Origin of the sequence: Thermopolyspora flexuosa (genome assembly GCF_006716785.1) — a bacterium.
GTDB lineage: Bacteria > Actinomycetota > Actinomycetes > Streptosporangiales > Streptosporangiaceae > Thermopolyspora > Thermopolyspora flexuosa.
In genome coordinates this window covers 2,272,222-2,290,984 of the sequence record NZ_VFPQ01000001.1, presented here as the reverse complement: position 1 = coordinate 2,290,984, position 18,763 = coordinate 2,272,222, and the positions used below count along the sequence as shown (strand labels likewise).

17 protein-coding genes and 1 riboswitch are annotated in these 18,763 nt (G+C 72.2%); of the genes, 3 read left to right on the top strand and 14 right to left on the bottom strand.

What is annotated here, in order from left to right; all coding sequences use genetic code 11:
* The first annotated feature begins 72 nt into the window (after window positions 1-72).
* Complete coding sequence (locus FHX40_RS09650) at window positions 73-1,959, top strand: alpha/beta hydrolase (protein ID WP_229789111.1); 1,887 nt, start codon at window positions 73-75, stop codon at window positions 1,957-1,959.
* Window positions 1,960-2,067: 108 nt separating this feature from the next.
* Window positions 2,068-2,475: a hypothetical protein gene (locus FHX40_RS09645; protein WP_142259290.1), complete on the top strand. Its 408-nt coding sequence runs from the start codon at window positions 2,068-2,070 to the stop codon at window positions 2,473-2,475.
* Window positions 2,476-2,715: 240 nt separating this feature from the next.
* Here FHX40_RS09645 and tenA read toward each other — a convergent pair whose 3' ends face one another.
* On the bottom strand, window positions 2,716-3,411 hold the full coding sequence (gene tenA / locus FHX40_RS09640; RefSeq protein ID WP_142259289.1) for a thiaminase II: 696 nt from the start codon (window positions 3,409-3,411) through the stop codon (window positions 2,716-2,718).
* Window positions 3,401-3,498, bottom strand: a riboswitch (TPP riboswitch). It overlaps the preceding gene by 11 nt.
* Before the next feature lie 313 nt (window positions 3,499-3,811).
* On the opposite strand from tenA, the gene FHX40_RS09635 reads away from it, so the two are divergent.
* Window positions 3,812-4,213 carry a hypothetical protein gene (locus FHX40_RS09635; RefSeq protein WP_142259288.1) on the top strand — a complete coding sequence of 134 codons (402 nt, stop codon included), beginning with the start codon at window positions 3,812-3,814 and terminating at the stop codon, window positions 4,211-4,213.
* A 114-nt stretch (window positions 4,214-4,327) separates the two neighbouring features.
* Here FHX40_RS09635 and pheT read toward each other — a convergent pair whose 3' ends face one another.
* From pheT to FHX40_RS09570, 13 genes are all read right to left on the bottom strand, one after another.
* Entirely contained in the window at window positions 4,328-6,946 is a 2,619-nt protein-coding gene (gene pheT / locus FHX40_RS09630) for a phenylalanine--tRNA ligase subunit beta (RefSeq protein ID WP_142259287.1), read from the bottom strand.
* A complete protein-coding gene (pheS, locus tag FHX40_RS09625) occupies window positions 6,946-8,046 on the bottom strand; it encodes a phenylalanine--tRNA ligase subunit alpha (protein WP_142259286.1) in 1,101 nt (366 codons plus the stop codon). The genes pheT and pheS overlap by 1 nt, the downstream gene beginning before the upstream one ends.
* Before the next feature lie 117 nt (window positions 8,047-8,163).
* Window positions 8,164-9,207, bottom strand: a complete 1,044-nt coding sequence (locus FHX40_RS09620; protein ID WP_229789112.1) for a sensor histidine kinase — start codon at window positions 9,205-9,207, stop codon at window positions 8,164-8,166.
* 231 nt (window positions 9,208-9,438) lie between these two features.
* Window positions 9,439-10,269 (bottom strand): TrmH family RNA methyltransferase, encoded by an 831-nt coding sequence (locus FHX40_RS09615; RefSeq protein WP_142259284.1) that lies wholly within the window; start codon window positions 10,267-10,269, stop codon window positions 9,439-9,441.
* Between the two features lie 135 nt (window positions 10,270-10,404).
* Window positions 10,405-10,788, bottom strand: a complete 384-nt coding sequence (gene rplT / locus FHX40_RS09610; protein ID WP_142259283.1) for a 50S ribosomal protein L20 — start codon at window positions 10,786-10,788, stop codon at window positions 10,405-10,407.
* Between the two features lie 25 nt (window positions 10,789-10,813).
* The gene (gene rpmI / locus FHX40_RS09605; protein ID WP_142259282.1) at window positions 10,814-11,008 is read right to left on the bottom strand and encodes a 50S ribosomal protein L35; all 195 of its coding nucleotides are present in this window, start codon (window positions 11,006-11,008) and stop codon (window positions 10,814-10,816) included.
* A 197-nt stretch (window positions 11,009-11,205) separates the two neighbouring features.
* On the bottom strand, window positions 11,206-11,739 hold the full coding sequence (gene infC / locus FHX40_RS09600; RefSeq protein WP_229789113.1) for a translation initiation factor IF-3: 534 nt from the start codon (window positions 11,737-11,739) through the stop codon (window positions 11,206-11,208).
* A gap of 366 nt (window positions 11,740-12,105) precedes the next feature.
* Complete coding sequence (locus tag FHX40_RS09595) at window positions 12,106-12,939, bottom strand: shikimate dehydrogenase (protein WP_142259281.1); 834 nt, start codon at window positions 12,937-12,939, stop codon at window positions 12,106-12,108.
* Complete coding sequence (gene mltG, locus FHX40_RS09590; RefSeq protein WP_142259280.1) at window positions 12,936-14,096, bottom strand: endolytic transglycosylase MltG; 1,161 nt, start codon at window positions 14,094-14,096, stop codon at window positions 12,936-12,938. Before mltG ends, FHX40_RS09595 begins: the two co-directional genes overlap by 4 nt.
* Before the next feature lie 593 nt (window positions 14,097-14,689).
* Window positions 14,690-15,214 (bottom strand): Holliday junction resolvase RuvX, encoded by a 525-nt coding sequence (gene ruvX / locus FHX40_RS09585; RefSeq protein WP_142259279.1) that lies wholly within the window; start codon window positions 15,212-15,214, stop codon window positions 14,690-14,692.
* A 37-nt stretch (window positions 15,215-15,251) separates the two neighbouring features.
* Window positions 15,252-17,924 carry an alanine--tRNA ligase gene (alaS, locus tag FHX40_RS09580; RefSeq protein WP_142259278.1) on the bottom strand — a complete coding sequence of 891 codons (2,673 nt, stop codon included), beginning with the start codon at window positions 17,922-17,924 and terminating at the stop codon, window positions 15,252-15,254.
* 1 nt (window position 17,925) lies between these two features.
* The gene (locus FHX40_RS25470) at window positions 17,926-18,288 is read right to left on the bottom strand and encodes a hypothetical protein (protein ID WP_189136277.1); all 363 of its coding nucleotides are present in this window, start codon (window positions 18,286-18,288) and stop codon (window positions 17,926-17,928) included.
* Complete coding sequence (locus FHX40_RS09570) at window positions 18,285-18,641, bottom strand: DUF948 domain-containing protein (protein ID WP_142259277.1); 357 nt, start codon at window positions 18,639-18,641, stop codon at window positions 18,285-18,287. Before FHX40_RS09570 ends, FHX40_RS25470 begins: the two co-directional genes overlap by 4 nt.
* Between the last annotated feature and the right edge of the window lie 122 nt (window positions 18,642-18,763).

Genomic DNA, 18,763 nt, shown 5'->3' with positions numbered 1-18,763 from the left:
TACCTCGATGTTCAATGCCCACTTATCAAAGTCGTGGTCACAAGCCGTATCGAGGTGAGAGCCTGACAAATTGTGGCGGACAGGGTGACCCAGGAGCTGGAGGCCGGGTTATCGCGAATTGTCAAGCTGGCGGAGGAGCACGCCTACGCGCTCGACAACCCCGCGCGGGCGATGGCGGCGAACGCGTGGGTCGGCGGCGGCGCCCCCGTTTTCGCCCAGGCGCTCGAAGGACGCCGCACCGGGCTGCAGCAGGCGTTCACCGCGGCCGCGGAGGCGGTCGCCGAGCAGATCCGCCGCCTCGGCGGGCAGGCGTCCGCGCCACGGTTCGTCAGCCACATCAGCGTCGCCTCGGCGGTGCCCGGCCGCTTCTCCGGCATGGACGTCGGCGTCATGACCCGGCTCGTCGCCGACCTCGACCGGGCCGCCCGGGAGCTTCCCCGGGCCGGGCAGCGGCTCGTCGAGGAGCTGACCGCGCTCAGCGTCGTCGCCACCCCCGGGCGGCAGGTCGCCGAGGCCGGGCTCTGGGCGCAGCAGCAGGTGACCGACCTGCGCCGGCGGCTCGCCGTACTGCAGCGGGAGCACCCCGACGGCACGGCCTCCCGGGCGTCGGCCGCGTTCGGCCTGTTCGGCGGCCACGCCCCCGACCCGGACGGCGTCGGCGCGCTCACCGCCGCCGCGGCCACCGGCGACCGCGCGGCCCTGGGCAGGCTGCTCGAGCTCCAGGCGACCGGGAAGGACGCCACGCTGGCGTTCCGGCTCAACGCGTGGTGGCGCGGACTCGACGAGCAGGCCCGCGACCGGCTCATCGCCACCGCGCCCGACCTCATCGGCCGCCTCAACGGGCTGCCCTCGGCCGTACGCGACCAGGCGAACCGCCGCCACCTGGAGGCCCAGCGGCAGGCGATCACCGCCGAGCTCGCCCGCCTGCGCGCCTCGGCCGCCGACGCCGAGGCCCGGATCGCCGAGCTGGAGCTGAAGATGCGCCAGATCGCGGCCGTGGACCGGGCGCTCGCCCTGGGCGGGCGGGGCAACCGCCCGCCTGCCCTCCTGCTCGACCTGTACCTCGGCAAGGACGGCAAGGCCGCCATCTCCTACGGCGACCCTGACGAAGCCGACAACGTCGTCGCCTACGTCCCCGGCACCGGTACCACGCTCGAGGGCTTCGCCGGGGACGCCCTCCGCGCCGTAACCCTGTGGGACGAAGCCGACCGCCTGGTCGAGCGGGGCAAGAAGATCGCGTCCATCGCCTGGCTGGGGTACGACGCGCCGCAGTGGGACAAGACTCACTACATCGATCGAACCGTGGTGAACCAGAACGCCGCCAAGGCGGGCGTGCCCGCGCTGGTGAGTTTCACGGACGGCCTGCACGCCGCCCACAAGGCCGCCGCCGGCGTCCGCCTGACCGTGCTGGGACACAGCTACGGCTCCACGCTGGCGGGCCTGGCCGCCCAGGCCCGGCCGAAGACCTTCGCCGACCAGCTCATCGCGGTCGGCAGCCCCGGCCTCGCCGCAGCGACCGCGAGGGATCTCGGCGTCGGCTCGGTCTGGGTGGGCGAGGCTCCCAATGACCCGGTGGGCGACGTCGGTTCGCTACCCCTGGAACCCACCGGCACCTTCGACCCGCTCACCGGGCTGCCCGAATGGGGTGGTCCTCTCGGCCCCGACCCCAGCCACCCCCGATTCGGCGCCAACCAGTTCTACGTCGAGGACACCGGCGATCCCGCCTACACGTTCAAGGCGCACTCCAGCTACTGGGACATCGACCCGGCCACCCTCACGCCCTCGGCTTCGCTGCGGAACATCGCTCGCCTGGTGAACGGGCAGTACGACAGGCTGGTGCCGTTCCCAAAACCATCGGCACCGCCACCGACCGTGACCCCGTCGCCCACACCGGCCCCCTCGCCCGCTCCGGCGCCCTCAGCGACACCGACTCCTTCACCGACACCGGCAGGAGGATAGATGCCTCGGTTAGCCGTCGTATTCCTGGTCGCCCTCCTCGCGGCCGCATGCACCGCTCGCGGGAATTCTCCGGAAGAAAGGCCGGCCATCAGCACGACCCAACCGACGATGACCGAGAAGGAGGCGCGCGCCGAGGTCGAACGCATCGCGAGGGCGACCGCCGAGGCAATCGACCCCGAGCCCGAACTCGACCTCTATCGGCCGAGCCTGAACACGCGCTACTGCGACCCTGACCATAACGGTCCCGGCGATCCCATCTATGTTTATCGCGCGTATTACTTGCGCGGCATTCCGAAGGAACGGCTGACGGACGTAGCCCACCAGATTCGCCGGTTCTGGGAGGGGCAGGGATATGTCATCGAAACGTCCACGGCGGACGGCCGCGATTTGATCGCACGCTCGCGATCGACGGGGTTCCGCCTGGGACTCGCGGAGACCGGCGACGGTGTCCTGTCCATCGACATCGGGTCACCGTGTGTGCTGCCGGACGCCGGGTCGTCCCCTGCCGACACCTGACCGGCCCACCGCGCTGAGGCGTCACCCGCACACCGGAGCCGCCGTCTCTCCCGAACCGGCCGTGACGACCGGTCGGTGAGGGGCGCCACCGACGAAATCGTCCCGTCGCGCGATGGCGACAATCCAGGGCCGGCGGCTCCCGGGGGCCGAGAGCAGCGCGGCCAGGAAGGCCACGCAGCTGCCGTGGCCGGTGGGCCAGGCCGCGCGGGGCGGCCCGGCCCTGCCGTACCGGACGTCAGGTCAGGAGAGCCACTGGGCGGTGGGCCAGGTCTCCCGGCGGTAGGCGCTGTCCCAGAACAGCCACTCGTACTCGGTGGCGCGGAGGAACGCCTCCGTCATCGCCTCGCGGACCGGCGGCTCGGCCGTGGCCGCGTGGCGGTCGGCGATCTGCTTGACGCGCTCGACCGAGGCGGCGAACTCGGGGTCGGCGTAGGTGTTGATCCACGCGCGGTAGGGGTGCTTCTCCACGTCCCGGGTGCGCTCGAAGATGGCCGAGCCGACGTCCTCGTAGACCCAGAAGCACGGCAGCAGCGCGGCGACGAGCACCGGGTACGGCTCGGCGAGCGCGGTGGCCTGGAGATACGACGAGTAGCCGAGGCAGGTCGGCGAGGTGACGATGCCCTCCAGGTCGGCGGCGGACAGGCCGAACTCCTCGATGTACCCGGCATGCAGGCTCCGCTCCACGACGAGCGCGGTGTGCGCGGCCTGGGCGAAGAACGCGGCCTCGTCGACGTCGGTCGCCCGGGTCGAGGCGGTGGCGAGCGCCTTGCCGAAGGCGATCAGGTAGCGGGAGTCCTGGACGATGTAGAACGCGAACCGGTCGCGGTCGAGCGTGCCTGCCTCCAGCTCGGTGTTGAAGGGGTGTTCGTGAATGGCCCGCACCAGCTTGGCCGCGCGCGCCCACACCTCATCGCAGAATGCGGTGGCCCCTGCCACGTGACGTTCCCTCCGCTAGTCCTAACTAGATCAGGTTCAACGGGTGTGATCTCAGCCCGGACATGCCGGGCACCCCGCGTCAAAAGGGCACCGTAGCAGTCCTCCGCCCGAACCGCACGATCGGGTCGCCGCCCGGCGATCACCGCGCACGTGGGCGCCCGCCCACCGGAGCGCTTGGCCGGTCCATCGCCGCCGCGGGGCCGCGACGGCCCGCCATAGGGAGAATTGCCACCTGACAGGCGACGTGATCCATTTGGTGAACCTTCGGTAATCCTGACGCTGTTCTTGGCCTTTCAAGCTTGTACGCCCGGGGCCGCCGCCGATCTACTTTTGTTCGGCCTCACCGGGCCGCAGAGCACATCAGATCGGGGGGATCGCCATGTGGGGAAGGGCGCTGACGGTGGGGGCCCTGGCAGGCCTGGTCACCGGGCTCGTCACCGTGGGTGCCGCGCAGGCCGCCGCGCCACGCTGTCACGGGCCGGTGACCGGCGAGACGACGCGGACGACGACGGTTCAGGGCGTCGGCACCACGGCCGAGGGCGCGCCCCGGCAGGACCAGGTGGTGTGGACGATCAACCGCGTCGACGGCATCCGGGTCAGCCTGAACTGCGACAGCGAGACCGACGCGGCGGCCGACGACGCGGGGGCCTCCATCGTCGTGGAGGACGCCGGGAACGCCCAGGCCGAACCGGCCACGCCGCAGACCACGCAGATCGAGCCGGCCGGCGGGGACGGCGAGCCGTCCCCGGACGAGGCGCTGTTCAACATCAGCACGATCGCGACGCAGATCGTGCCCAGGTGATACGCGCGTGCCGGCCGTACCTCGCACGGAAGGTACGGGCACGCGAGGGGCGGCCGACCGGCGAGGGGTCGGCCGCCCCGATACGTCCTCTTCGGCGGAGGCCGGAGGCCGGGATCAGGCGCCGCGCAGGGTCGCGCCGAACCGGGACGCGGCGACCGCGACCGCGGCGTCGCGCGCCGCGGTGGTCTCCTCGACCGTCAGCGTGCGGTCGGGCGCGCGGAACCGCAGCGTGTAGGCGAGGGACTTCTTGCCCTCCCCCACCTGCGCGCCGGTGTAGACGTCGAACAGCCGGATCGACTCCAGCAGCTCGCCCGCGCCCTCGCGGAGCGCCGCCTCCACCTCGGCCACCGGGGTGTCGGCGGGCACCACGAGCGCCACGTCCTGGGTCGCCACCGGGAACGAGGAGACCGCCGGGGCCTGCGCCGGCCCGGACAGCAGCTCCTCCAGCACCGACAGCTCCAGCTCCAGCGCGCAGGTACGGCGCGGCAGGCCGTACGCCTCGATCACCCGCGGGTGCAGCTCGCCCGCGTGGCCGAGCAGCCGGTCACCGGCGTACAACGCGGCGCACCGGCCCGGGTGCCACGGCGCGGTCCGGGCCGCCTCGACCCGCGGCTCGATCCGGGCCTCGCGGATCACCGTGCGCGCGGCCTCGACCGCGTCCGCCCAGCTCGCCTGGCGGCCCTTGCCCCACCAGCCGGACCGCTCGAACTCGCCGGCGAGCACCGCCGCCACCCGCAGCGGCTGGGCGGGCAGCGCCGACTCGATGCGGTCGAGCTCCTCCGGGGTGGGCCGGCGGTCGACGGCGAGGATCGGCGCGGTCTCCGGGGCGCCGGGGCGCGGCAGGAACACCGTGCCGCTCTCGAACAGCGCCACGTCGGTGAAGCCGCGGCCCACGTTGCGCACGAGCGTCTTGATCAGGCCCGGCAGCAGCGTGGTGCGCATGAACGGCTCGTCCTCGCTGAGCGGGTTGGCGAGCCGTACCGCGACGCGCCGGTCGTCGTCCTGCTCGAGCTGGAGGTTGTCGAGGTCCCTGCCGGACATGAACGGGTAGGACAGCACCTCGACGAACCCGGCCGCGGCGAGCGCCCGGCCGACCCGGCGGCGCAGCCGCTGCGCCTCGGTGAGCCCGGACCCGGCCGGGGCCGGGGGCAGCACCGACGGCAGGTTCTCGTAGCCGACCAGCCGGACGACCTCCTCGACCAGGTCGTTGGGGTCGGTCAGGTCGGGCCGCCACGACGGCGGGGTCACCGTGATCAGGTCGGTGGAGTCGCCGATCACCGAGAGCTTGTCGGCGAGCGCCCCGCCCGACACGGTCGCGGTGTTGAGCGACGGGTCCGCCCGGCGCACCGTGCCCTCGGCAGTGCCCCCGGCGGCGTCCTTGGCGCCCTCCTCCGGGCCGCCCGGCACGACGAGGCAGCCGACCTGCTCCAGGCAGCGGATCACGGTGTCCCGGTCGTACGGCACGCCCGCGACCCGGCCCGGGTAGTCCACCGGGATGGTGATGGTCAGCGGCTCGACGTCGTAGCTCACGTGGGTCACGCCCGGCTGGGCGGTGGCCCGGCCGTACGTCACCAGCAGCTGCACCGCGCGCCAGGAGGCGTACAGCGGCAGCTCCCGGTCGACGCCCCGCTCGAACCGCCGGGACGCCTCGCTCACCAGGTTGTGCCGCCGCGAGGTGCGGGCGATCCCGGTCGCGGAGAAGTGCGCCGCCTCGATCACCAGGTTGGTGGAGGTGTCGGAGATCTCCGTGCTGACGCCGCCCATCGTGCCCGCGAGCGAGATCGGCCCGGACTCGTCGGTGATGAGGATGTCCTCCGGGTCGAGCTTGCGGGTGACGTGGTCGAGGGTCTCGAGGGTCTCCCCCTCCCGGGCCCGCCGGACGACGATCGTGCCCTGCAGCTTGTCGGCGTCGAACGCGTGCAGCGGCTGGCCGAGCTCGAGCATGACGTAGTTGGTCACGTCGACCGCGAGCGAGACCGGGCGCATGCCGGCGCGGATGAGCCGTACCTGCATCCACATCGGCGTCGGCGCCTGCGGGTCGAGCCCGGTGACCGTGCGCAGCACGAAGCGGTCGCAGGCGGTCGGGTCGGCGATCTCGGCCGGGTACGACCCGCCGGTGTCCGCGGGCAGCTCGATGTCGGCCGGGTCGCGGAACGGCACGCCGAAGGCGATCGCCAGCTCGCGGGCGATGCCGCGGATCGAGAGCGCGTACCCGCGGTCGGGGGTGACCTCGACCTCGAGCACGTCGTCGCGCAGGCCGAGCAGCTCGACCACGTCGGTGCCGATCGGGGTGTCGGCGGGCAGCACGAGGATGCCGCTGTGGTCGTCGCCGACGCCGAGCTCGCGCGCCGAGCAGATCATGCCGTCGGAGATCCGCCCGTAGGTCTTGCGCGAGGTGATCTCGAACAGCTCGCCGGGCTTGGGGCCGGGCAGCACCGCGCCGGGCAGCGCCACCGGCACCCGGTCGCCGGCGACGAAGTTCCGCGCGCCGCAGATGATGCCGCGCGGCGCGGCCTCGCCCACCTCGACCTGGCAGTACCGGATCGGCTTCTTGAAGCCGGTGAGCTCCTCGATGGCGAGCACCTCGCCGACGACCACGTTCTTGATCTCGTGGCCGACCGACTCGATCGCCTCGACCTTGAGCCCGGCGGCGGTGAGCCTCTCGGCGATCTCGTGCGTGGAGACGGCGGGCAGGTCGACGTACTCCCGCACCCAGGAAAGCGGGACCCTCATCAGACCTCCATCCCGAACGGGAGCGTGAAGCGCACGTCTCCCTCGACCATGTCGCGCATGTCCGCGGCGTTGTGGCGGAACATGAGCGTCCGTTCGATGCCCATGCCGAACGCGAAACCGGAGTACCGCGCCGGGTCGACCCCGCAGGCGACGAGCACCCGCGGGTTCACCATGCCGCAGCCGCCCCACTCGATCCAGCCCTCGGACTTGCAGGTACGGCACGGCGCCCCGCCCGGCCGGGCCGAGTCGCCGCGGCAGACGAAGCAGCGCAGGTCCATCTCGGCCGACGGCTCGGTGAACGGGAAGTAGTTCGGCCGGAACCGGGTGGTGATGCCCTCGCCGAACATCACCTCGGCGAACCGGTCGAGGGTGCCCTTCAGGTGCGCCATGGTCAGGCCCTCGTCCACGGCGAGGCCCTCGACCTGGTGGAAGACCGGCGTGTGGGTGGCGTCGAGCTCGTCGGTGCGGAACGTCTTGCCGGGCGCGACCACGTAGACCGGCAGCTTGCGGCCGAGCAGCGCGCGGATCTGCACCGGGGAGGTCTGGGTGCGCAGCACCATGCCCGAGTCGGGCGACCCGACGAAGAACGTGTCGTGCTCGGAGCGGGCCGGGTGGTCGGCCGCGATGTTGAGGGCGTCGAAGTTGAACCACACACCCTCGAGCTCGGGCCCCTCGGCCACCTCGTAGCCCATGCCGACGAACGCGTCGGCGATGCGCTCCATCAGGGCGGTGAGCGGGTGCCGGGCGCCGCGCGGGCGGCGGTCCCAGGGCAGCGTGACGTCGACGGTCTCCTCGCGGAGGACCCGCTCGTCGCGCTCGGCCTCCAGCTCGGCCTGGCGGGCGGCGAGGGCCTCGTTGATGGCCTTGCGGGCGGCGCCGACGCGGCGGCCCGCCTCGGCGCGGGCGTGCGGCGGCAGCGCGCCGATCTCACGGTTGGCCAGGGCGATCGGCGACCGGTCGCCGGCGTGGGCCAGCCGTACCTGCTTGAGTTCGTCGAGGTCCTTGGCCGCGGCGATCGCCGCCAGGGCTTCGGACTGCATGCGTGCCACCTCTTCGGCGTGCAGCGGCGTCACCTCGACGGGGTCATAGGTGTTCGACATGAGGAATCGAGAGCTCCGATATCAGGGCTAAGCGGCATGAGTCTAGTGTCCGAGCAGCCCACCGGCCCAAATCGCCGCGTCGCCGTGCCGTGTCGGGAACGGTCCGGCAACTACAAATCAGGCGAAATCGGGTGCCCCGGTGGGCAAGGTAAATCGAAACTCGGCCCCGCCGCCGGGCGCCTGCTGCACGGTGATCGTGCCGCCGTGCGCCTCGACCAGGCCCTTGACGATGAACAGGCCAAGGCCGGTGCCGCCCCGGCGCCGCTTGTTGCCGCGCCAGAACTGCCGGAACACCCGTGCGGCGAGCTCGGGCGCCACGCCCTCACCCTGGTCACGCACGGACACGGCCACCCCCCATTCGATCGGCTCGATCTCTATGGTGACCGTGCCGCGCCCGTGGCGAACCGCGTTTTCCAGCAGATTGCCGAGAATCTGGTCGATTTTGTCCTGATCGCACCACATCTCCGGCAACTCGCCGCGGACCACGAGCCGGAACCGGTCCGCGGGCTCGCCCGCGGCGACCCGGCCCTCGATGAGCCTGCGGGCGCGCTCGGGGATGTCCACGACCTGGCGGTGGATCTCCAGCCGCCCGGACTCGATGCGGGACACGTCGAGCAGCTCGGTGATGAGCCGGGTGACGCGGTCGGTGTCGGCGTTCACCGTCTCGAGCATGACCCGCTTCTGGTCGTCGGTGAGCCGGTCCCACTTGGCGAGCAGGGTCGCGGTGAAGCCCTTGACGCTGGTGAGGGGGGAGCGCAGCTCGTGGGCGACGGTGGAGACCAGGTCGGCCCGGCTGCGTTCCAGGCGGGCGCGGGCCAGCGCGTCCCGCAGGGTCACCACCACCCGCACCACGTCGCCGCACCGGGCGGGCTCGCGCACGAACCGTGCCGCGACGAGCACCTCCTGGCCGCCGGGCAGGTGCAGCGAACGCTCCGGCATCCGGGTGCGGATGCGCAGCCCGCCCTGCGGGTCGAGCCACTTCCACCACTCACGGCCGTCCGCGTCGCGGAACGGGAGCGCGTCGGCAATGGGACGGCCGATCGCGTCCACGGCGCGAACCCCGGTGATCCGCTCGGCCGCCTTGTTGTAGACGACCACGTACCCGTCACGGTCGGTGACGACCACACCGTCGGGCAACTCGTCGACCGGTATCGCGCACACCGCATCAGCGTTCGGCTGACGGGTCCCTTCGCCGTGCACAACCGCCTCCTCGCCGCTACAACGCCGACAATAGCGGGTTTCCCGGGCCCAGTGGCAGCCTTACTTTCACGGCAAAACGCACCAAACTTGATGATTCCGCCGCGAAACACCCGGGTCGCATCGCCGTCATCCCGTGGATGACCGCGGGTGATGTCACCCGGCGTCGCCGGTGCGGGGCCGAGGGCACGCCCCTCACCCCCCGGACGCGACCGCCCGCGGGCTCGCGCGCATCGCCTGCGCCGAGGCGTACAGGCACACCGCCGCCGCGGTGGCGAGGTTGAGGCTCTCCGCCCGCCCGTAGATGGGCACCCGCACCACCTCGTCGGCGAGGGCGAGCACGTCGTCGGGCAGTCCCCAGGCCTCGTTGCCGAAGATCCACGCCGTGGGGTGGCCAAGGTCCACGTCGTCGAGCGTCGCCGTGCCCGCGCCGTCCGCGGCGAGCACGCGCAGTCCGGTGGCGCGCATGTGGGCCACGGCGTCGCGCACGTTCACCCCGATCGCGACCGGGAGGTGGAACAGGCTGCCGGCGCCGGCCCGCACGCACTTGCCGTTGTACGGGTCGACGGACGCGTCGGTGAACACGACCGCGTCGGCCCCGGCCGCGTCCGCGGTGCGCAGCACGGTGCCGGCGTTCCCCGGGTCGCGCACGTGGGCCATCACGGCGACGAGCCGCGCACCCGGGCCCACCGCCTCGGTCAGCGGAACGTGGACGAACCGGCAGACCGCGAGCAGCCCCTGCGGGGTCACCGTCTGCGCCAGCTCCGCCATCACCTCTCCGCTGACGCTCAGCACCGGGACGCCCGCCCGGATCGCCTGCTCGACGATCTCCGCGTGCCGTGCCCGCGCCTCGGCGGTGACGAACATCTCGGTGACCACGCCGCCGAGCGCGACGGCCTCGCGTACCGCCTGCGGTCCCTCGGCGAGGAACGCGCGGTCCCGTTCCCGGAAGGCGCGCTTGGCGAGCCGTCTCGCCGCCTTCACCCTGGGCGATCTGATGTTCGTCAGCTCCGGACCGGCTGCCATCTCACCCCCTTCGACTCCCTACCGAAAGGTACCGGTTGTTCGTCCCGCGGCCGGAATCGCGCGCGGGAAAAAACGAACCGTCCACCCCGCGGCGGAATCCGCGAAGGTGGACGGTCGGGCATGTGCCTTCGTCCGTCAGCCCGCCACCGGGGCGTTGACGTCGCTGGGCAGGGCCTTGCGCGCGGTCTCCACGAGGGCGGCGAAGGCCGCGCCGTCGGTCACCGCCAGGTCGGCGAGGATCTTCCGGTCGACCTCGACGCCGGCGAGCTTGAGGCCCTGGATGAACCGGTTGTAGGTGATGCCGTTCTGCCGTGCCGCGGCGTTGATCCGCTGGATCCACAGCCGACGGAACGCGCCCTTCCTGTCCTTGCGGTCGCGGTAGGCGTAGGTCAGCGAGTGGAGCATCTGCTCCTTGGCCTTGCGGTACAGCCGCGACCTCTGGCCCCGGTAGCCCTTCGCCCGCTCGAGAACGACCCTGCGCTTCTTCCTGGCGTTGAGCGCCCTCTTCACGCGTGCCATGGTGTATCAGTCTCCCCGGGGTTGGTTACTTGGCGAGCAGCTTCTTGACGCGCTTGACGTCGGCGTCGGCAATGACGATCTCGGACTTGAGACGACGCGTCAGCGTCGAAGGCTTGTGCTCGTTGTAGTGGGCGCGGTTGGCGCGGCGGCGCATGATCTTGCCGGATCCGGTCAACCGGAACCTCTTCTTCGTGCCGCTGTGCGTCTTCATCTTCGGCATGTCAGCCGTCTCTCCCTCGTTCGTCGTGCCGTCGACCGGGCGGGCTCCGCCCGGTCATGGACGGCACACCCCCGTTGCCCACGCCCTGACAGCGGGCTGGGCAGCTGCCCGGTCCGGCTTTGCCCTATTGTGGGCCGCCCGAATCGCTCGGGCGGCCCCCGACTACCATCGCGCGGCCACTACTCCCGCGGTGCCGACTAAGCGCCGTCGTTCCGCCGCGCGCGTGCAGCCGCGCGCTCGGCCCTGGCCTCGGCCTTCTTCTTGTGCGGCCCGATCACCATGATCATGTTGCGGCCGTCCTGCTTCGGCTGGGACTCGACGAATCCCAGGTCCTGGACGTCCTCCGCGAGGCGCTGCAGCAACCGGAACCCCAGCTCGGGCCGGGACTGCTCGCGGCCGCGGAACATGATGGTGACCTTGACCTTGTCCCCCGCCTTCAGGAACCGCACGACGTGACCCTTCTTGGTCTCGTAGTCGTGCGGGTCGATCTTCGGTCGGAGCTTGATCTCCTTGACGACCGTCTGTGCCTGGTTGCGGCGCGCCTCGCGTGCCTTCATGGCGGACTCGTACTTGTACTTGCCGTAGTCCATGAGCTTGCACACGGGCGGACGCGCCGTGGCCGCGACCTCGACCAGGTCGAGGTCGGCCTCCTGGGCGAGCTTCAGCGCATCGCTGATCGAAACGATACCGACCTGCTCGCCGTTCGGGCCGACGAGGCGAACCTCAGGCACCCGGATGCGTTCGTTGATGCGGGGCTCGGCGCTGATGGGACCTCCTACGGTTGCGCTCCTCGGCCGCCCCCTCGGACGGCCGCCACACTGCATGATCGTGCCGGGGACCCTCCGCGGAAGCGAAAAGCCCCGCACGTCGCGCATGCGGGGCCACCGAGCTCACTGACCGGAGCTCTCCCGGCTTCACCGGGCCATCGTCGCCGACGGGCCGGAAAAGTCCGGCGTGATCCTTGACCCGCCCGCCTTCGGCGGGCCAGGTGGGAGGAGGACCTCCGCTTGCGCGTCCGGCAGGCGTGCCGGACCGATCAAGCAGTCACAATACCACAACACCGCGCGACAGCAGAATCTTCCAGTTTGCCGGAAAGGTTACGATTCGGCGGCTGCGCGCCGGGCGAGCTCGGCCTCCCCCGCCGCCCGCATCGCCTCGACCGGCACGTCGCTGCGCCCGGTCATCAGCTCCACCTGGCGCACCGCCTGGTGCAGCAGCATCGCCAGCCCGCCGACCACGGTCCCGCCGTGCTCGGCCACGGTACGGCCCAGCACGGTCGGCCAGGGCGCGTAGACCACGTCGAGCAGCGCCGGGACGCCGGCGAGCCGGGGCGCGAGCGGGTCGGCCGCGCCCGCGGGCAGCGTGGAGATCACCAGCTCGGCGTCCGGCTCGAACCGGTCCAGCGTGCGCACCTCGATCCCGACGCCGAGGCGCCTGGCCGCCTCCACCACGCCGCCGGCCCGGGCGACGTTGCGCACCGCGATCACGGCCTTGTCGAGGCCGAGCTCGCGCAGCGCGGCCACGGCCGAGGCGGCGGTGGCGCCGCCGCCGATGATCGCGGCCGAGCCGGGCGCGGTCACCCCGACCTCGCGCAGCGCCGCCACGATGCCGTACACGTCGGTGTTGTCGCCGTGCCGGGCGCCGTCCCGCAGCACCACCGTGTTCGCCCCGCCGACCTGCTCGGCGAGCGGGGTGACGGTGTCGAGCAGCGGCAGCACGGCCCGCTTCAGCGGCATGGTCAGCGACAGCCCTCGCCACGAGGCGTCGAGCCCCTCGAGGAACGCGGCGAGGCCGGTCTCGTCGCACTCGAACCGGTCGTAGTGCCAGTCGGTCAGGCCGAGCGCCGCGTACGCCGCCCGGTGCAGCACCGGGGAGAGCGAGTGGGCGATCGGCGACCCGAGCACCGCCGCCCGGTACCGGATCTCCGTCATCCGCCCGCCCCCCGGTTGCGGTTGTACTCGGCCACGTTCCTGTCGTGCTCCGCCTGCGAGTCGGTGAACTTGGTGATGCCCCGCTTGGGGTCGACGGTGACGAAGAACAGCCAGTTGCCCTTCGCCGGGTTGAGCGCGGCCTCGATCGCGTCGTCGCCCGGGTTGCAGATCGGCCCGGGCGGCAGGCCGGAGTGCTTGTAGGTGTTGTACGGCGAGTCGCTGGCACGGTCCGCCTCGCTGGCGTGCAGGCCGAACTTGCCCACGCCGTACAGCACCGTGCTGTCCATCTGCAGCGGCATCGGCCGCTTCAGACGGTTGTAGATCACCCGGGCGACCTTGCCCATGTCGCTCTTCTTGCCGGACTCGGCCTGGACGATGCTGGCGATCGTCATGATCTGGTGCGGGGTCATGCCCATCCGCTTCGCCCCGGCGATCAGGTCGTTCTGCTCGGCGGCGACGCGGAACCGGTCCACCATCTCGGTGAGGATGTCCTGCGGGGACTTGGTCGGAGAGATCTCGTAGGTGGCCGGGAAGACGTACCCCTCCAGGCCGCGGGCGTAGGAGGGCAGGCCGAGCGCCTTGGGCCGCTTGGCGGCCTGCCGGAACTCCTCGACCGGGCGCCCCGTGGCGGTGGCGAGCCGCTCCAGCACCTGGGAGAGCCGCAGTCCCTCGGTGATGGTGATCCGCGTGCGCAGCCGGTTGGCCGGGTCGAGGGCCTCCACGGCGTACTTGGCGGCCATCTTCCGCCGCAGCTTGTACACGCCGGGCTGTAGCGATCCACTCTTGCCCGCGGCCGCCACGGCGTCCGTGAACGCCCGCGTGCTCTTGATCACGTCCTCGCCGAGCAGCGTCTGGGCGATCTCGGTGGCGCTCTGGCCCTCCTTGATCTCGATGGTCACCTCCCCGGTCCCCCGGCCGGTGTAGTCGTCGGGGACGAGGATGTCGTTGAGCCACCGGTAGGCGTAGAAGCCGCCTCCGCCGAGGATGCCCACGACGATGGCGATGGCGAGGATCGAGGCGGCGAAGCCCTTGCGCCGGGTACGGCGGCGCCGGCGACGCATGCGGTTGCGGGCGGTTCGCGACGGTCCGCTCGGCCGGCGGCGGTACGACCCGTCATCGCCGGTGCCGAGCAGGGCGTCCATGTCGAGATCGTTCATAGGTGCGCTGGCCAATCTCCCCGTTTGTCCCGTCCGGCGTCAAGCGGAACCCCCGATTTCGTGATCTTCTTCGGGAGGGCGGCGGTGGAGGGATGAACCGCCGGCACGAGCCGGACGTTGCTCCCTGTGTGCGTCATCGCCCGCGCGGGAACGTCGGTGGCCCTCCTGGTCCTCGGGGCGACCAGGGGCATCTCTGCAAGTCTTCCCGGAATTCCACGATCTCACTCGTTTCTTCAGGGAGTTCCCTGAGTGTATTCCGCACAGGCCCACAAGGAGGGATGTTTGTCCAGATAGGCGGCAATTCAGGGGCAAAGCGCGCACCTTGCGCCACGTCCGGCACTCCGCGCCACCGGCGCGGCCGCAGGGCGCCGTACGGCGGGCAGGGCGGCGGGGGATGCCGCGGGCCCGGTGGTGTGCGGGGCGGGCGCGGCAACGCCGACCGGGGTGGGCGCCGCGGGCGCTGCGGGCACCGCGCCCGGGGCCGGGGCCCGCCGTCACCGGCGGGACCGCGAATACGGCCGGCCGCCCGTGGCGACCGGCCGCGGAGACGGCCGGGCGGGACCCCGCCCGGCGGGAGGGAGCGCAGGCGGCGGTCATGTCGCGCGCCCGTCGCCGCCGGCGGAGTCCGGGCCGCCCTCGCCCGGGCCACGCCGCGGCGGGGCCGCGGCGGGCGTGACGAGCCGGCCGGGCGGCCGGTCCGCGGCGCGCTCGGCGTCGAGGGCGGCCTGGAGCAGCACCACGGCCGCCTCCTGGTCGATGACCCGCCGCCGGTCGCGGCCGCGCACGCCGCCCGCGCGCAGCCGCCGCTCCGCGGTGACCGTGGTGAGCCGCTCGTCGTAGAGCCGTACCGGCAGCGGGGCGAGGCGCGCGGCGAGCCGCGCGGCGAACTCCCGCGCGGCGGCCGCCGCCGGGCCCTCCCGGCCCGACAGCGACGTGGGCAGGCCGACCACCACCTCGACGGCCTCGTGCTCGCGGGCGAGCGCCGCGATACGGGCCAGGTCGCCCTTGCCGCGCCGTACCGTCTCCACCGGCGTGGCGAGCAGGCCCGCGGGGTCGCTGCGCGCCACGCCGATGCGCACCGTGCCGACGTCGATGCCGAGGCGTACGCCGTTTCTCATGCGGTCGTCGCGTCCCGATCCTCGTGCGGGGCGGGGATCAGCCGAGCGCCTCGCGGACCGCGGCCTCGACCGCGTTGAGGGCCTCGCCGATCGCCTCGGGCCGCGAGCCGCCGCCCTGGGCGATGTCGTCCTTGCCGCCACCGCCGCCGCCGAGCGCCTTGGCGGCCACGCCGACGAGGCGGCCGGCCTTCAGGCCGCGCTCGCGCCCGGCCGGGTTCACCGCGGCCACCACCACGGGCCGGTCGGCGGGCACGCCCGCGATCACCACGACCGCGGCGCGGTCGCCGGGGAACCTGCCGCGCACGTCGAGGGCGAGCTTGCGCAGGTCGTCGGCTGTCGTGCCGTCCGGGGCGCGGTGCGTGACGAGCGAGACGCCGCCGAGGTCGCGGGCGTTCGCGGCGAGCTCGCCGGCGACCGCGAGCACCTGGGCCGAGCGCAGCCGCTCCAGCTCCTTCTCGGCCGCGCGCAGCCGGGTCACGATCGTCTCGATCCGCTCGGGCAGCTCCTCGCGGCGCGCCTTGAGCTGGTCGGAGAGCTGGGAGACGAGCACGCTCTCCCGGGCGAGGAAGCGGAACGCGTCGATGCCGACGAGCGCCTCGACGCGGCGCACCCCGGCGCCGATCGACGACTCGCCGATGAGCTTGACCAGGCCGAGCTGGCCGGAGCGGGACACGTGGGTGCCGCCGCACAGCTCACGCGAGTAGTCGCCGACCTCGACCACGCGCACCTCGTCGCCGTACTTCTCGCCGAACAGGGCGAGCGCGCCCATCGCCCGCGCCTCCTCCAGCGAGGTGTGGAAGGCGTTCACCTGCAGGTCCTGGATGAGGACCTCGTTGACCTGGTCCTCGACCTCGCGCAGCACGCTGTCCGGCACCGCGCCGGAGGCGGTGAAGTCGAACCGGAAGCGGCCCGGGGAGTTCTCCGAACCGGCCTGCGCCGCGCTCTCCCCGAGGAAGTTGCGGAAGCCGCGGTGCACCATATGGGTCGCGGTGTGGCTGCGGGAGATCGCCCGCCGCCGCTCGACGTCGATCTCGGCGTGCGCCTGGTCGCCGACGACCACCTCGCCGGAGCGCACCGTGCCGCGGTGCACGATGAGCCCGGGCACCGGCTGCTGCACGTCGTGGATCTCGATCTCGGCGCCGGTGGTGCGGACCACGCCCTGGTCGGCGAGCTGGCCACCGCCCTCGGCGTAGAACGGGGTGCGGTCGAGCACGAGCTCGATCGCGGTGCCCGCCCCCGCGGCCGGCACCGACGCGCCGTCCTTGATCAGGCCGATGACGTTCGCCTCGGCGCTGGTCAGCTCGTAGCCGAGGAAGTCGACCTTGCCGGCCTTCTCCAGCATCTCGCCGAACACCGAGGCGTCGACGTGGCCGGTCTTCTTCGCCGCGGCGTCCCGCTTGGCCCGCTCCCGCTGCTCCTTCATCAGGCGGCGGAAGCCCTCCTCGTCGACGGTGAGGCCGTGCTCGGCGGCCATCTCGAGGGTGAGGTCGATCGGGAAGCCGTAGGTGTCGTGCAGCTGGAACGCCTTCTCGCCGGAGAGCACCGTCCCCTTGGCGCGCTTGGTCTCCTCCACCGCGGCGTCGAAGATCGCGGTGCCGGTGCGCAGCGTGCCGAGGAACGAGGCCTCCTCGGCGTCGATCACCGTGTGGATGCGCGCGGCCTCGGTCTTCAGCTCGGGGTACAGGTCCCCCATCACGCCGATCGTGGTCTCGGTGAGGTCGTGCATGTACCGCTCGTCGCCCGCGCCGAGCAGCCGCAGGTTGCGGATGGTCCGGCGGAGGATGCGGCGCAGCACGTAGCCGCGGCCCTCGTTGGACGGGATGACGCCGTCGGCGACGAGCATCACGCCGGCGCGCATGTGGTCGGCGATCACCCGCAGCGACACGTCGGCGCGCGGGTCGGCGCCGTACCGGCTGCCGGTGAGCTCGGCCGCCCGGTTGAGGATCCTGGAGGTGGTGTCGATCTCGTAGATGTTGTCGACGCCCTGCAGGATCGCCGCCATGCGCTCGAGGCCCATGCCGGTGTCGATGTTCTTGCTCGGCAGCTCGCCGAGGACGTCGAAGTCGTCCTTGGCGCGCACCTCGCCGAGCTGGAACTGCATGAACACCAGGTTCCAGACCTCGAGGTAGCGGTCCTCGTCGGCGACCGGGCCGCCCTCGCGGCCGTACTCGGGGCCGCGGTCGAAGTAGATCTCCGAGCACGGCCCGCCCGGGCCGGGCACGCCCATGTGCCAGTAGTTGTCCTTCAGGCCCCGGCGCTGGATGCGCTCACGCGGCAGGCCGACCTTCTTGTGCCAGATGTCGGCGGCCTCGTCGTCGTCCTGGAAGACGGTGACCCACAGTTTGCTCTCCGGGAAGCCGAAGCCGCCCTCGGACTGCGGGGTGGTGAGCAGCTCCCAGGCGTACGGGATCACCTCCTCCTTGAAGTAGTCCCCGATGGAGAAGTTCCCGAGCATCTGGAAGAAGGTGGCGTGCCGGGTCGTCTTGCCGACCTCGTCGATGTCCGGGGTACGGATGCACTTCTGCACGCTCACCAGCCGGGGTGCCGGGGGCCTGCGCTGCCCGAGGAAGTAGGGCTTGAAGGGCACCATGCCCGCGGGCACGAGCAGCAGCGTCGGGTCCTCGGCGATCAGGCTGGCCGAGGGCACGACCAGGTGCCCGCGCTCGGAGAAGTAGCGCAGGAAGCGGCGGGCGATCTCTGCCGACTCCATCTCAGCGGCCGTCCTTTTCGTCGTGGGTCTCGGTTGGGTGGATTGTGCCGCGGCGGGCCTCGAAGGATCGCGCGGGGCCGAGCTCGGCGCGACGCCGGTACTCCGGCAGGGCCCGGAGGTCGCCCGCCCTGCCGCCGGCACCGAACTCCACGCTGTCGAGCCCGTACTCGGCGCGCAACTCCATTTCCCGGACCGCGGCGAGGTGGCGCACGTCGGCGACGAACTCCCGCAGCGCCGTCCCGGCTCCTGCGGCGGCGGTGACCGCCCTGCGGGCGACGTGGTCGGGATGCAGCGAGCGGATCTTGCGCATCGCCCACACCGCCGTCACAAAGCCCAGGGAGAAGTAGAACAGCCGCCGGATCACGAGCGCCGCCGCCCCTCCAGGGCGCGCCGCACGCCGTACCGGAAGGCCGACGCCTTCACGAAGGAGCCCGTCACCAGACCGGAGGCGACCCGCGAGACCTTGGCCGCGTGGTCACTCACCTCTTTAACGTTACCGGCGATGGCCTCGACGGTGACCAGCTGCCGGTTCGCCTCGCCGATCGTCACCGAGACGTCGTCGAGCAGCGGCAGCACCCGGTCGCTCAGCTCCGACACCATCTTCGTGGTCTCGGTGAGCAGCCGCGCCAGCTTCACCAGCACCATGGCAAGAAAGCAGGTCAGGATCGCCCAGAACATCGCGACGATCAGCCCTGCGACCTCTCCCGCGGTAAGCATGTGCGGTCTTCCGTTCCCCTCGTGGTGGCCCTCATCGGTTGCCCGGCGCGCGCCGGTGAGTCCGCCCTCGCCTCCGTCCGGCCCACCGTCCTGGCACGACCGGTGGAGGTAGTGGGCATGAC